13 protein-coding genes are annotated in these 14,597 nt (G+C 59.9%); 1 reads left to right on the top strand and 12 read right to left on the bottom strand.

Annotated elements, in window-relative coordinates; all coding sequences use genetic code 11:
- Window positions 1-423, top strand: a complete 423-nt coding sequence (locus PHS32_RS00210; protein WP_301076734.1) for a BLUF domain-containing protein — start codon at window positions 1-3, stop codon at window positions 421-423.
- 21 nt (window positions 424-444) lie between these two features.
- Here PHS32_RS00210 and PHS32_RS00205 read toward each other — a convergent pair whose 3' ends face one another.
- The 12 genes from PHS32_RS00205 to gyrA all read right to left on the bottom strand — a co-directional run bounded on the left by PHS32_RS00205 (window position 445) and on the right by gyrA (window position 14,372).
- The gene (locus tag PHS32_RS00205; protein WP_301076733.1) at window positions 445-741 is read right to left on the bottom strand and encodes a helix-hairpin-helix domain-containing protein; all 297 of its coding nucleotides are present in this window, start codon (window positions 739-741) and stop codon (window positions 445-447) included.
- 129 nt (window positions 742-870) lie between these two features.
- Window positions 871-1,887, bottom strand: coding sequence for an ADP-glyceromanno-heptose 6-epimerase (gene rfaD / locus PHS32_RS00200; RefSeq protein WP_301076732.1), 1,017 nt, complete (start codon window positions 1,885-1,887; stop codon window positions 871-873).
- Between the two features lie 88 nt (window positions 1,888-1,975).
- Window positions 1,976-2,905, bottom strand: a complete 930-nt coding sequence (gene rfaE1 / locus PHS32_RS00195) for a D-glycero-beta-D-manno-heptose-7-phosphate kinase (RefSeq protein ID WP_301076731.1) — start codon at window positions 2,903-2,905, stop codon at window positions 1,976-1,978.
- A 37-nt stretch (window positions 2,906-2,942) separates the two neighbouring features.
- A complete protein-coding gene (gene lapB / locus PHS32_RS00190; protein ID WP_301076730.1) occupies window positions 2,943-4,100 on the bottom strand; it encodes a lipopolysaccharide assembly protein LapB in 1,158 nt (385 codons plus the stop codon).
- Entirely contained in the window at window positions 4,090-4,389 is a 300-nt protein-coding gene (locus PHS32_RS00185; RefSeq protein ID WP_301076729.1) for a lipopolysaccharide assembly LapA domain-containing protein, read from the bottom strand. Before PHS32_RS00185 ends, lapB begins: the two co-directional genes overlap by 11 nt.
- Before the next feature lie 32 nt (window positions 4,390-4,421).
- Window positions 4,422-4,733 carry an integration host factor subunit beta gene (locus PHS32_RS00180; protein WP_301076728.1) on the bottom strand — a complete coding sequence of 104 codons (312 nt, stop codon included), beginning with the start codon at window positions 4,731-4,733 and terminating at the stop codon, window positions 4,422-4,424.
- A 72-nt stretch (window positions 4,734-4,805) separates the two neighbouring features.
- Window positions 4,806-6,491, bottom strand: a complete 1,686-nt coding sequence (gene rpsA, locus PHS32_RS00175) for a 30S ribosomal protein S1 (protein ID WP_301076727.1) — start codon at window positions 6,489-6,491, stop codon at window positions 4,806-4,808.
- Between the two features lie 96 nt (window positions 6,492-6,587).
- Window positions 6,588-8,594, bottom strand: coding sequence for a bifunctional 3-phosphoshikimate 1-carboxyvinyltransferase/cytidylate kinase (locus PHS32_RS00170; protein WP_301076726.1), 2,007 nt, complete (start codon window positions 8,592-8,594; stop codon window positions 6,588-6,590).
- On the bottom strand, window positions 8,594-9,466 hold the full coding sequence (locus PHS32_RS00165) for a prephenate dehydrogenase/arogenate dehydrogenase family protein (protein WP_301076725.1): 873 nt from the start codon (window positions 9,464-9,466) through the stop codon (window positions 8,594-8,596). The genes PHS32_RS00170 and PHS32_RS00165 overlap by 1 nt, the downstream gene beginning before the upstream one ends.
- Window positions 9,466-10,566, bottom strand: coding sequence for a prephenate dehydratase (gene pheA, locus PHS32_RS00160; protein WP_301076724.1), 1,101 nt, complete (start codon window positions 10,564-10,566; stop codon window positions 9,466-9,468). The genes PHS32_RS00165 and pheA overlap by 1 nt, the downstream gene beginning before the upstream one ends.
- A 3-nt stretch (window positions 10,567-10,569) precedes the next feature.
- The gene (gene serC / locus PHS32_RS00155) at window positions 10,570-11,664 is read right to left on the bottom strand and encodes a 3-phosphoserine/phosphohydroxythreonine transaminase (RefSeq protein WP_301076883.1); all 1,095 of its coding nucleotides are present in this window, start codon (window positions 11,662-11,664) and stop codon (window positions 10,570-10,572) included.
- 65 nt (window positions 11,665-11,729) lie between these two features.
- Complete coding sequence (gyrA, locus tag PHS32_RS00150; RefSeq protein ID WP_301076882.1) at window positions 11,730-14,372, bottom strand: DNA gyrase subunit A; 2,643 nt, start codon at window positions 14,370-14,372, stop codon at window positions 11,730-11,732.
- Between the last annotated feature and the right edge of the window lie 225 nt (window positions 14,373-14,597).

Below are 14,597 nucleotides of genomic sequence, written 5' to 3'. Positions count from 1 at the left end.
ATGCTGGTACGTTTGCTTTATGCCAGTCGCGCCATCGACACCAGTGCCGAGGCCATCGACGCGATTCTGAGTCAGTCGCGCAAGCACAACCCGGAGTGTGGAATCACCGGTATTCTTTGCTATGGCGGCGGTATTTTTCTGCAAGCCATCGAGGGCGGACGCATGCCCGTGAGCGAGTTGTACGGCCACATTCAAAAGGATCCGCGCCACAAGGACGTGGTGTTGCTGCACTACGAAGAAATTCCGGAGCGTCGCTTCGGCGGTTGGACCATGGGGCAGGTGAATATGTCCAAGATCAACGCTTCCATTTTGCTCAAATATGCAGAAAAGCCGGAGCTGGACCCCTACTCGGTGTCGGGCAGTGTTTCCCTGGCGCTGCTGGAGGAATTGATGGCGACCGCCTGCATCATTGGTCGCGCCTGAGCCCTACCAGCGGACTCAGGGTTACTTGCCGGCAACCGGTGCCGCAATCGGGTCTTTGTAGTCGGCGCCGTTGACGGTCAGGCCTTGGGCCGAAAGTCTGGCGGCATTTTTCCGGCCCAGTCCCTTAACGCGCGCAATCAGGTCGTTCCAATCCTTGAAGGCACTCTTCTTGCGCTCGTCCAGAATCTTGCCCGACAGGGATGGCCCTATGCCCTTGATGCCATCCAGGTCGGCGGCGTTGGCCTGGTTCACTTCGACCGCGGCAAAGCAGGTGGCAGCACACAACAAGGCCACCACAGCCAGCATTTTCTTCAACATGAATCAACTCCCGAAGTTGACAAATAGAAAGATGAACACCGGCCTTGGCCGGGGCCAGCATCACAACGAGATCAATGCCTGGCGCGTTGACACGCCGGTGAGCGAATAGCTGGCGAAAATTTGGACTGTTCAGGCCTGGCCCGCCAGCCATTGCACGTATTTCGAGACCCCGCTCTGCACGTCGGCAAAAACATGGTCGCAGCCGGTGGCACGCAAGGCAGTCAAGTCGGCTTGGGTGTAGCACTGGTACTTGCCGCGCAGGGCCTGTGGAAACGGCACATATTCGATCAGGCCGGCCGCCGCGATGGCCTCATGCGTCAGCGCAGGCTCACCACGCTGCCCGCGCAGCGTGTTGACCACCGCGGTCGCGACGTCATTGAAAGGCTGTGCCCGGCCGCTGCCAAGGTTGAAAATACCGGAGACACCGGGGTGATCATAGAACCACAGGTTGACCGCCACCACGTCATCTACGAAAACGAAATCGCGCATCTGGGCTCCCGGGCCATAGCCACCGTAGTCGGCAAACAGTTTCACTTTCCCTTCGCTTTGAAACTGGTTGAACTGGTGAAAGGCGACACTGGCCATGTGGCCCTTGTGCTGCTCGCGTGGCCCGTACACATTGAAGTACCGAAAGCCCACCACCTGGCCGATCCGGCTGGCCAGCGAGTTCTGAAAGTTGACGCCACATTCGCGCCGCATGCGCTGGTCGAACAGAAGCTTGGAGTAACCGTAGACGTTCAGAGGCCGCTCAAAAGAGGGGTCCTCCCGGAACGTGTCCGACCCACCGTAAGTGGCAGCGCTGGAAGCGTACAGCAGTCGCGCGCCGCGTTTCTGGCAAGCGTGGAACAGGCTGCATGAGACAGTGTAGTTGTTGTCCATCATGAACTTGCCGTTGGATTCCATGGTGTCGCTACAGGCACCCTCGTGAAATACCGCCTCGATTTGGCCGAAGGAACCTCGTGTCAGCATGTCGTAGAAGACGCCGGCATCGACATAGTCCGAAATCTTCAGATCGGCGAGGTTGCGAAATTTATCGCCTTGCGTCAGGTCATCGACGGCGATGATGTCGTCGATGCCGCGGGCGTTCAAACCTTTGACGATATTGCTGCCAATAAAACCCGCGGCTCCGGTAACAACAACTCTCATGTGAACCTCTTGCGGGTTTCAGTGAAGACTAACTTGCGGGTGCAAGTTACGTCGGAGCTAAAACCCGCAGCTCCAGTAACTACAACTCTCATGCGAACAACTCCTCATAAGTAATCGTGGCGGTGCCGAATTTGCCCACCACCAAGCCGCCGGCCCGGTTCGCCAGGGGCAAGGCCGAGCGCAGGCTCATGCCGGCGGCCACCAGCGCTGCCATGGTCGCAATCACTGTATCGCCAGCACCCGTGACGTCAAACACTTCGCGTGCCTGGGCGTTGATATGCAGCGGTCCCTGGGCATCAAACAGCGTCATGCCTTCTTCGCTGCGTGTCAGCAGTACCGCTTGCAAGCCGAGTTGCTGGCGCAGGTTGTCGCACTTGGTTTGCAGGTCAGTCTCGTCCGACCAAGACCCAATGACTTGCGCCAGTTCGGTGCGATTGGGTGTGATAACACTGGCATTTTTATAGCGCGAATAGTCCGTGCCCTTGGGGTCGATCAGGATCGGTTTGTCGGCCGCGCGAGCCCGCGCAATCATTTCACTGATATGGGCCAAGCCACCTTTCCCATAGTCTGAAAACAGCACCGAATCGTGCTTCGGCAGCAGTTCGGCAAAAGTTGCGCTTTGCGAGGCCAGCACTTCGGTCTTGGGTACGTTTTCGAAGTCCAGGCGCAGCAATTGTTGCTGGCGTCCAATCACGCGCAATTTGACGGTCGTCTTGAGGCCGGGGTCGCGGCCAAAGTGGGCCCTGATGCCGGTTGCCTGGACCAGCGCTTCGAGCTTGTGGCTGGCTTCGTCTTCGCCCACCACGGTCAGCAGTGATGCTTGCGCGCCCAATGTCGCGACGTTATAGGCGACGTTGGCGGCACCGCCGCTGCGCTCCTCTTCGCGCGTGATACGCACAATGGGCACCGGCGCTTCCGGCGAGATGCGGTCCACTGCGCCGTACCAGTAGCGGTCCAGCATGACGTCACCGACCACCAGCACGCGTGCCCTGGATAAGGTTTCTTTGGAAATATTCATCATCTTTTGCATGAGTCCAGGCAAGCAACGCTGGTGTTCACAATTCCTCCACCCGTCTGGCCGGGTAACTGTCCCATGCCTGGCAACCCGGGCATTGCCAGAAGTGTTGCTTGGCCTCAAAGCCGCAGGCGGCGCAGCGGTAGCGCATCAGTGGTTTGACCGCGTGGTCCAGAGCCCTTTGTACCTGCGGGTGAAATTGCTCGTGTTCGAGTTTCTCACCGGCTATCCATTTGCTGGCGGCGACCAGTGAGGGTTCGTGTTCCAGATGCCGTACGTACCAGTCGCGCGCCGTTGACGACGGGTGTTTCAGGGTGGCTTCGAGTGCCACGATGGCATCCAGAACATCCAGCGAAGGGGACTGTTCGTAGTTGGTCTTGAGTAAATCAAGCGCCGCTACCGCATGCCCGGATTTGACCGCGAACTCGGCCAGGTTAGCGGCGATCAGGGGGGTTGCCGCAGGGGAAGACTCCAGTGCCTGCACCAGCGCCGCGTAGGCTGCTTCATGCTTGCCCTGGCTGTGCAATAGGTGTGCGATGGCGATGCGTGGTCGCGCTGCATCGGGCGCTGTAATGATCGCCTCTTGCAGCAAGGACAAGGCCGGCTCGGTCTGTTGGTTGGCCAGACAGGCAGCTGCCTGCTCGCACAGGTAGTGCGCCAGTCGGGCGTTGAAGCTGCCCTGGTTGGCGGCAGCCAGTTTTTGGGCGACTTGTGCAGCCTGCGGCCAGTCACGACTGCGTTCATAGTTGGCCAGCAGAGCCAGGCGCGCCTGCGCCTCAAAAGGCGTTCCTTCCAGCTTGAGTAGCGCGGCCTCGGCACGGTCCAGCAAACCGGCTTTCAAATAGTCCAGTGCCAGAGCATGCTGCGCGCGTTGATGATCGGTCAGGTTCAAGTCGCCACGTGACAGCAGATGTTCGTGAACCCGCACTGCGCGTTCGTATTCGCCCCGGCGTCGAAACAGATTACCCAGGGCAAAATGCAATTCCGAGGTGTCCGGGTCGTTCTGCACGGCCTCAATGAAGGCGTCGATGGCCTGGTCCTGTTGTTCATTGAGCAGGAAATTCAAACCTTTGAAATAGGCTTTGGGGGCCTGATGGTTCTCAATGCGCAACTGGCGAAGATCAAGGCGCGAGGCCAACCAGCCCAGCACGAAGGCCAGGGGCAGACCCAGCAGTATCCAGCTCAGGTCAAAATTCATGCGGGAACGGCGTAGGTTTGACCGGCGCCGTGTTGGATTCCGGTGACGCCTGGGTTCTCTGGGTCGCGGCGCGGCGCTGCTTCCACCAGCGCGGCACCATGCCCAGCGCGCCCACCGCCACCCCGGCGGCAAAAGTCCCCAGCACCACCAGGACCTGCGGTGCACGCCACTGGGTGCCAAAGAAAAAATGCACCGTGGTGTCCTGCTGGTTGTTCAGCGCGAAGGCAAACAAGGTAAAAAAAATGGCGGCTTTAAGTATCCACTTAAGCAGCCACAGGAGGTTTTTCATCGATCTTCCCAGTGACGGGTCGATTCTAACGGTCAGCTCTTGCTCTTGTTTTCGAGTTCGACCGTGCGCAGGTCCACTGCTTCACGCAGGGCCTTGCCCGGTTTGAAGTGGGGCACTCGCTTTTCTGGAACGGCTACGCTGGCGCCGCTACGTGGATTGCGTCCAATGCGTGGCGGTCTGTGGTTGATGGAAAAGCTGCCGAAACCCCGAATCTCGATTCGATGTCCGCGCACCAGCGCCTCGTTCATGGCGTCAAGAATGGCTTTGACCGCGAATTCTGCGTCGCGGTGGGTGAGCTGACCAAATCGGGCAGCCAGTTCTTCGACCAGGTCGGAGCGGGTCATTTTTGGCAGGTTAGTTGAGGACAGGGCAGTCAGTGGGCGTTGCCACATCGCTTGCCCTGTCCCGCTAGCGCATTACTTTTCGGAGTTGTCCAGCTTTGCGCGCAGCAAAGCGCCGAGGCTGGTCGTGCCGGCGTTTTCACGCGCCGAGGCCTGACTCAAGGTGGCCATGGCTTCGTTTTGGTCGGCTGCATCTTTTGCCTTGATGGACAATTGAATGTTGCGCGCCTTGCGATCCACGTTGACCACCACGGCGGTGATTTCGTCACCTTCCTTGAGTACATTGCGGGCGTCTTCCACGCGGTCGCGCGAGATTTCGCTGGCACGCAGGTAGCCGATGATGTCGTCGCCCAGATCGATTTCAGCGCCTTTGGCATCTACCGATTTGACCTTGCCGGTGACAACCTGACCCTTGTCATTGATGGTGGCAAAAGTGGTGAACGGATCGGAGTCCAGTTGCTTGATGCCCAGGGAGATGCGTTCGCGGTCAACGTCCACCGCCAGCACGATGGCTTCGACTTCCTGGCCTTTCTTGTATTCGCGCACAGCCGTTTCGCCGGGCTCGTTCCAGGACAGGTCGGAGAGGTGAACCAGACCGTCGATACCGGCTGCCAGACCGACGAACACGCCGAAGTCGGTGATCGATTTGATCGGGCCCTTGACGCGGTCGCCACGTTTGGTGTTCTGTGCGAATTCCTGCCAGGGATTGGCCTTGCACTGCTTCATGCCCAAGGAGATGCGGCGTTTGTCTTCGTCGATTTCCAGAACCATGACTTCGACTTCGTCACCCAGGGCAACGATCTTGCTGGGTGCCACATTCTTGTTGGTCCAGTCCATTTCGGACACGTGTACCAAGCCTTCGATACCGGGTTCGAGTTCCACAAATGCGCCGTAGTCGGCGATGTTGGTGATCTTGCCGAACATGCGGGTGCCTTGCGGGTAGCGACGGTTGACGCCCATCCAGGGATCGTCGCCCATTTGCTTGAGGCCCAGCGAGACGCGGTTTTTCTCGGTGTCGAACTTGAGGATCTTGGCGGTGATTTCCTGACCGGCTGTCACCACTTCGCTGGGGTGACGGACACGACGCCAAGCCATGTCGGTGATGTGCAGCAGGCCGTCGATGCCGCCCAAGTCCACAAAAGCGCCGTACTCGGTGATGTTTTTCACAACGCCTTGCACCACGGAGCCTTCTTTCAGGGTGTTCATCAGCTTGGCGCGCTCTTCGCCCATGCTGGCTTCGACCACGGCGCGGCGTGACAGCACGACGTTGTTGCGCTTGCGGTCGAGCTTGATGACCTTGAATTCCATGGTCTTGTTCTCATACGGAGACAAGTCTTTGGTGGGACGGGTGTCGACCAGCGAGCCAGGCAGGAAGGCACGGATGCCATTGACCAGCACGGTCAGGCCGCCCTTGACCTTGCCACTGGTGGTGCCGGTGACGAATTCGCCGGTCTCCAGGGCTTTTTCCAGACTCATCCATGAGGCCAGACGCTTGGCGGTGTCGCGCGACAGAATAGTGTCGCCATAGCCGTTTTCGATGGAACCGATGGCCACCGATACGAAGTCGCCAACCTGGACTTCGATTTCGCCCTTATCACTCTTGAACTCTTCAAGCGGCACGTAGGATTCAGACTTGAGGCCAGCGTTGACGACCACAAAGCTGTGCTCGATACGAACTACTTCGGCAGTGATAACTTCGCCTGGACGCATTTCGGTGCGTTGCAGGGACTCTTCAAACAGGGCGGCAAAGGATTCTGACATTTTTGATGCGGGGGTTCCGCGGTTTAGTTTGTTGAACCACACCAGCAGTGCGCAATGTGCTGCGCGAGAGGGCTGGCGTGGGCCGGGTACAACCCTTCAGATGGCTCCGAAAGGCTGTTTGCTCTGCCACCAGGTCAACACCAGATCGACTGATTCTTCAACCGTCAGATCCGAATTGTCCAGCAACCGGGCATCTTCAGCAGGTTTGAGAGGGGCGACACTGCGGGAAGAGTCCCGTGCGTCGCGTGCTGCCAGATCGGCGTGAAGAGATCGGAGTGTAGCCGAAATTCCCTTTGAAATCAATTGTTTGTAGCGCCTCTGTGCGCGTTGTTCAGCGCTGGCGGTCAAAAACACTTTGAGTGGCGCCTGCGGGAAGATGACTGTGCCCATATCGCGTCCATCGGCGACCAAGCCCGGTAACTGGCGAAAACCGTGCTGCAAGTCCACTAGCGCCAGACGGACTTGGGGCAAGGACGAAACCTTGGAGGCATTCATGCCCGCTGCCTCGGTACGGATGGCGTCGCTTACATCGATGCCATTCAAAAATACACGGTCCGATGCAAATTGAATCGACAAACCTTTGACCAAGTCTGCAATGGCTTGCTCCTGCGTCGCATCCAAGGCCAAGCCAGCCTGCACGGCAGCCAGTGCGGCGATGCGGTAGAGCGAGCCGGAATCCAATAAATGGTAGCCCAACTTTTGCGCCAGCGACGCCGCCAGGGTACCTTTGCCGGAAGCGCTTGGGCCATCGATGCAAATGACGGGGATGGTTTGCGCTGCTGCTTGAACCAGTGCAAACAGGGCTTCAAAATAGTCCGGAAAGGTCTTGGCCACGCACTTTGGGTCTTCGATGCGCACCGGCAGCCCTGCCGGGTTGAAGGCGGCCAGGGAAAAACACATGGCAAGCCGATGATCGTCGTAAGTGTGGATGCTGGCTGCCTTCCAATCGGAGGTGCTGGCCGGCGGTGTCACTCGAATGTAATCGCTGCCTTCTTCCACAGAGGCGCCGAGCTTGCGCAATTCACGGGCCATGGCGGCAATGCGGTCGGTTTCCTTGACGCGCCAACTGGCAATGTTGCGCAGCGTGGTGGTGCCATGGGCATACAAGGCCATCACCGCCAGCGTCATCGCTGCGTCGGGGATATGGTTGCAGTCCAGTTCGATGGCTTTGAGCGGCCAGCTGCCGCGTGACACTTCAAGCCAATTGGGGCCGCTGAGCACCCGAGCACCCATCATTTGCGCCGCTTCGACGAAACGGATATCACCTTGGATCGACTCCGCGCCGACGCCTTCAATGCGCAAGCCTTTTTGCCCCCTGGCCTCAGCGGCGATGGCGCCAACAGCGATGAAATAGCTGGCGGACGAGGCGTCAGCCTCAACGTGCAGCGTGCCGGGCGACGTGAACCGGCTGCCGGCTGCAATGGTGAAGCGTTGCCAGCCGTCACGCACCACCTGGATGCCAAAACGCGCCAGCAGATTGAGTGTGATTTCAATGTAGGGGCGGGAGATCAGTTCGCCCACCACCTCGATGATGATTTCTTTTTTGGCCACCAGTGGCAGTGCCATCAGCAGCGCGGTGAGAAACTGGCTTGATACGTCGCCCCGGACCCGGATCGGCGTGTCCAGCGAAAGCGTCGGTTTCCCGATGCGCAGCGGCGGGTAACCGTGCTGGCCCAGGTAATCGATTTGGCAGCCCAGTTGACGCAAGGCATCGACCAGATCGCCGATCGGGCGTTCGTGCATGCGGGGCACGCCACGCAATTCAAAATCGCCTCCCATCACCGCCAGCGCCGCGGTCAGCGGGCGGATCGCCGTGCCGGCATTGCCCATGAACAGATCGGCTTTGCGATTGCCCGGCTCGCCAGCCAGACCTTCGATCTCCACCGTGCTGCCGCTTTGGCGCACGGCACAGCCCAGCACCCGCAAGGCGTCGAGCATGACACGGGTGTCGTCGGACTCCAACAAATCGTGCAGCGTGGTTGTGCCCTGGCTTAACGCAGACAACAGCAGCAAGCGGTTGGAAATGCTTTTGGAGCCGGGTAGAACAATGGCACCGCTGGCTGTCGTGAGGTGCGGGATGTCGAGAAAGGCAGTGGCAAACATTATTTCTGGTTTTGCGCCATGCGCCACTTGGCACGGGTCAGACTGGCCTGGTCAATCAAGCCCTCAAGCGCCTCGCTATTGCCACTGGCGATCATCAGTTCCAGAGCCTGAAGGCTGTGCTGGAAAATCTTCAACTGGGTCAACAGTTCCTCGCGGTTGGACAGCAGGACGTCGCGCCACATCTTGGCATCGCTGGCGGCAATGCGGGAGAAATCGCGAAAGCCGGGACCGGCCAGCGACAGGTAATCTTTGCCCTGCGGTTGGCCCGAAATCGCATTCATGAGGGCAAACGAAAGCAGGTGCGGCAGGTGGCTGACAGCGGCAAAGGCGGCGTCATGCGACTCCGGCGACATGGTGACGACGCGGCAACCAAGCGCCGTCCAGACGTCCACTGCTTTTTGCAATTGGACCGTCAAAGTCCGTTCTATCGGCGTCAGAATCACCTGCTTGCCGTGGTAAAGCTCGGCGTCCGCATGCTCTACGCCGGAGACTTCCCGACCCGCTACCGGGTGGGCTGGCACGAAGGAGCCGATTTGCTCGCGCAGGGCCCGGCGGCCGGCGTCGATCACATCACGCTTGGTGGAACCTACATCCATGATCAGCATCGCCGGCGTTACCAGGTGTTTGATGGCTTTGAAAGTGGCTTCGGTTGCCGCAACGGGTACGGCGATCAGGACAATGTCGGACCCGGACACCGCCAGCATGGCGGAGGGTGCCTCCACATCTATGACGCCCATCTGGAGGGCGCGTTCGGTGCTGGAGGGAGATTTGCTGTAGCCGACGATCCGCTTCACCAGTCCGGCGTGTTTGAGCGCAAGCGCAAACGAGCCTCCCATCAGACCACAACCAATGATGCCTAATTGTTCAAACATTATTCAGCTACCGGGTAAGTACCCAACAATTTGTAGAACGCACAAAGTCCCTGCAGTTCCTTCAGGGCGGCGGCAACATGGGGCTGCGACGGGTGGCCCTGAATATCGATATAAAAATAGTACTCCCACTGGCCGGTGCGGGCTGGCCGCGACTCGAAACGGGTCATTGATACACCATGTGTCTTGAGCGGGACCAGAAGGTCGTGCACCGCGCCGGGGCGATTCGGCACGGACACAATCAGACTGGTGCAGTCCTTGCCCGAAGGGGGCGGTGTTCCCATCGTTTGCGGCAGGCAGATGATGGCGAAACGGGTCCGGTTGTAGGCGTCGTCCTGGATCGCATGCGCCGCAATATGCAGGCCAAACTGGGCTGCCGCACGTTCACTGGCCAGGCCCGCCCAGGCCGGGTTGGTGGTCGCCAGTTTGGCGCCCTCGGCGTTGCTGGAGACCGGACGGCGCTCGGCGTGCGGCAAGTTCTTTGACAGCCAGCTCTGGCACTGGGCCAATGCCAGCGGATGCGCCAGCACGGCTTCAATTCCATCCAGCGAGTTGACCAGCCGCAGCAGGTTGTGACGAACCAGCAGCGTGATCTCGCCGATCACATGGGTGGGTGAATGCAAAAACAGATCGAGTGAGCGCGTCACCATGCCTTCGGTCGAGTTCTCGACCCCGACGACGCCGAATTGCGCGCTGCCGGCCGCGGTGGAATGAAACACCTCATCGAAGTTGGCGCAGTAGATCAGGTCGGCGGCGCCACCGAAGAATTCAATCGCGGCCTGCTCGCAAAAGGTGCCGGCCGGCCCCAGCACGGCGACCCGCTGCGGCGCTTCCAGGGCCAGGCAGGCTGACATGATTTCGCGCCAGATGGCCGCCACATGCGGATTTTTCAGAGGCCCCGGATTGGCCAATTGAATCTTGTCGATCACCTGGGCCACGCGATCGGGTCGGAAGAACGCCGTGCCTTCGCGCTTTTTTACTTCCCCGACCTTTTCCGCCACCAGCGCGCGGCGATTGAGCAGCGTCAGCAACTGCTGGTCGATGGCGTCGATCTGGACGCGCAAGTCGGACAGACTCGGCAGCGGGGTGAGGGGCTTGGTCACGGGTCAGGCTCGCTTTTGTTCGAATTCCCGCAGGTAGTCCACCAGCGCCTGCACGCCCTCCATCGGCATGGCGTTGTAGATGCTGGCGCGCATGCCGCCGACCGATTTGTGGCCTTTGAGCTGCAGCAGACCATGGGCACGGGCACCGGCCAGAAACGCCTCGTTGAGGCTTTCATCACGCAAAAAAAACGGCACGTTCATGCGCGAGCGGCAATTGCCGGCTACTTTATTCAGGTACAGCTGCGAGCGGTCAATGGCGTCGTACAGCAGTGCTGCCTTGGCCTTGCTGCGGGCCTCCATGGCGGCGATGCCTCCCTGGCGCTTGAGCCACTGAAACACCAGCCCGGCCATGTAGATGGCGTAGGTGGGAGGGGTGTTGTACATCGACTGGTTGTCCGCCACCGTTTGGTAGTTGAAGGCGCTGGGGCAGATCGGCAGTGCCTGACCCAGCAGATCTTCCCGCACCACCACCAGCGTCAGGCCGGCCGGCCCCAGGTTTTTTTGGGCACCGCCAAACGCCAGTCCGACCCGCGACCAGTCCACCGGCCGCGACGCGACATGAGAAGAAAAGTCGATCACCAGGGGCGCGTCGCAGCCCAAGGCTTTGAGGTCGGGCAGCTCGTGGCATTCAACACCGTTGATGGTCTCATTGGTGCAAACATGCACGTAGCTGGCGCCCCGGCTGAGACGCCATGTGGCCGGCTCGGGCAGCGTGGTGTGGCCGTCCGATGCGTTGTTGGCCGCCGTATTGACGCTGCAGTATCTGCTGGCTTCATTGGCCGACTTCTGGCTCCAACTGCCGCTCACCACAAAGTCCACCACGCCGGCGCGCGACAGGTTCAGCGGCACGATCGCATTTTCCGCCAGACCACCGCCCTGCATGAACAGGATCTTGAAGTTGCCTGGCACCGCAAGCAGTTCGCGCAGGTCGGCATGCGCCTGCTGGTAGATGGCGCCGAACTCCTTGCCGCGGTGGCTCATTTCCATCACGCTCATGCCGCTGCCGTGCCAGTCCAGCATTTCGTCAGCGGCCTCGGTCAGTACTTCTTGCGGCATCGCGGCCGGTCCGGCGGAAAAATTAAAGGGTCGGTTTGTCAAGATTTGCACGTCAAAAATTTCTGCTCTCAGCCCACGAGCTCGTCAAGCTACGCAAATGGTAGCAGTCAACTGGCTGTATCGATGTTGTCTTCGGCACCGCTGTCAGTGTCTTCCGCTGGCGGGTTGGCGTCGTTTTCAACAATCCGCTGCAAGCCACTCAACTTGGAACCTTCGTCCAGGCCGATCAAGGTCACACCTTGCGTGGCGCGGCCGAGTTCACGAATCTCGCTGACGCGGGTGCGTACCAGGACACCCTTGTCGGTGATCAGCATGATCTCGTCGTCGGCATGCACCAGTGTGGCCGCTACCACTTTGCCGTTGCGTTCTGATTGGGTAATGGCAATCATGCCCTTGGTGCCGCGGCCGTGGCGCGTGTATTCGGTGATACTGGTGCGCTTGCCAAAACCATTCTGGGTCGCGGTGAGCACACTCTGCTGTTCGTCCTCGGCCACCAGCATGGCGATGACGCTTTGGCCCTCTTCCAGCGTCATGCCACGCACGCCGCGCGCTTGCCGGCCCATGGGACGCACATCGTTTTCGTCAAAGCGCACCGCTTTGCCACCATCGCTGAACAGCATCACATCGTGCTGGCCGTCGGTGAGCGCGGCGCCAATCAGGAAGTCTCCCTCGTCCAGGTCGACGGCGATGATGCCGGCCTTGCGCGGGTTGCTGAATTCATCCAGCGTGGTCTTCTTGACCGTGCCCATGCTGGTCGCCATGAACACATACTGGTCAGCCGGGAAACTGCGCTTGGCCCCGGTGAGTGGCAGCACCACGGTCACTTTTTCGCCCTCGGTCAGCGGGAACATGTTGACGATGGGGCGTCCGCGGGAACCCCGCGAGCCTTGCGGCACTTCCCACACCTTGAGCCAGTAGAGGCGGCCGCGGTTGCTGAAACAAAGAATGTAGTCGTGCGTGTTGGCGATAAAGAGCTGGTCGACCCAGTCGTCTTCCTTGGTGGCGGTGGCCTGCTTGCCGCGGCCTCCGCGCTTCTGTGCCCGGTATTCATTGAGCGGCTGGCTCTTGATGTAGCCGCCGTGCGACAACGTCACCACCATGTCGGTGGGTGTGATCAGGTCTTCGGTGCTCAGGTCGAACGAGCTGTGCTCCACCAGGCTGCGCCGCGCGCCCAGCTTGGTTTGGCCGAACTCGGTCTTGATGGCCGTGAGCTCTTCGCTGATGATGGTGGAGACGCGCTCGGGCCGGGCCAGGATGTCCAGCAGGTCGTCGATCTCGGCCATCACCTCCTTGTATTCCGCCACGATCTTGTCCTGCTCCAGCCCGGTCAGGCGCTGCAGGCGCATTTGCAGAATTTCCTGCGCCTGGGTGTCCGACAGGCGGTACAGCCCGTCGCGGCCCATGCCGTACATCTTCTCCAGACCATCCGGCCGATAGTCGTCGGCATTGACCACGCCGCCATCGGCACGGGTGCGGGTGAGCATTTCACGCACCAGGCTGCTGTCCCAGGGCTTGGCCATCAGTTCGACCTTGGCCACCGGCGGCGTCGGCGCGTTGCGGATGATGGCGATGAATTCGTCGATATTGGCCAGCGCGACGGCCAGGCCTTCCAGCACATGACCGCGTTCGCGCGCCTTGCGCAGGTTGAACACCGTGCGCCGGGTCACAACTTCGCGGCGGTGCTGCAAAAAGACTTCAATCAGGTCTTTCAGGTTGCACAGCCTGGGCTGACCGTCGATCAGCGCCACCATGTTCATGCCGAAGGTGTCCTGCAACTGCGTCTGCTTGTACAGGTTGTTCAGCACCACCTCGGGTACTTCGCCGCGCTTGAGCTCAATCACCAGACGCATGCCGGATTTGTCCGACTCGTCCTGGATGTGGCTGATGCCCTCTATCTTTTTCTCGTGCACCAGCTCGGCCATGCGCTCCTGCAAGGTCTTTTTGTTGACCTGGTAAGGCAGCTCATCGACGATGATGGCCTGGCGCTGGCCCTTGTCGATGTCCTCGAAGTGGCACTTGGCGCGCATCACCACCTTGCCGCGGCCCGTGCGGTAGCCGTCCTTGACGCCGTTGATGCCGTAGATGATGCCGGCGGTGGGGAAGTCGGGCGCCGGGATGATCTCCATCAACTCGTCGATGGAAGCTTCCGGGTTGCGCAGCAGGTGCAAGCAGGCATCCACCACCTCATTAAGGTTGTGCGGTGGAATATTGGTGGCCATGCCCACCGCAATACCACCCGAACCGTTGACCAGCAGGTTGGGCAGCCGGGTCGGCAGGACCAGTGGCTCTTTTTCCGAGCCATCGTAATTGGGGCCGAAATCCACCGTTTCCTTGTCCAGATCGGCCAGCAGTTCGTGGGCGATCTTGGCGAGGCGGATTTCGGTGTAACGCATGGCCGCCGCGTTGTCGCCGTCGACCGAGCCAAAGTTCCCTTGACCGTCGACCAGCATGTGGCGCATCGAGAAATCCTGCGCCATCCGGACGATCGTGTCGTAGACCGACTGGTCGCCGTGCGGGTGGTACTTGCCGATCACATCGCCGACGATACGGGCCGACTTTTTGTAAGCCCGGTTCCAGTCGTTGTTGAGTTCGTGCATCGCAAACAGGACGCGCCTATGCACCGGCTTGAGACCGTCCCGTGCATCGGGCAGGGCACGACCCACAATTACGCTCATGGCGTAGTCGAGGTAACTCCGGCGCATTTCCTCTTCGAGACTGATGGGCAGAGTTTCTTTGGCAAACTGGGTCATGGGGCGGCGGTCGTGGCTGGAGGCTAAAGTCAAGGACAAGTCTCGATTCTAAAGGGCAGACCTTGTGGTGTCGGTGCAACGGTGAGGTATATATATCGCTTGCTTTTGAAATCGAATTGCCTGGGGCGGTATTTGGGGTTTGTGGCCCAATCTGACTGTGGCACAATGGCGCGAACGCTTTAGGTGATGGGCATTTAGGGCGTCATATAAATATTCGCAGCGCTG

Source organism: Rhodoferax sp. (assembly GCF_028714215.1).
In the GTDB taxonomy this organism is placed as follows: Bacteria; Pseudomonadota; Gammaproteobacteria; order Burkholderiales; family Burkholderiaceae_C; genus Rhodoferax.
Note: the sequence above shows the minus strand (reverse complement) of the source record. Positions and strands in the feature narration are given on the sequence as shown.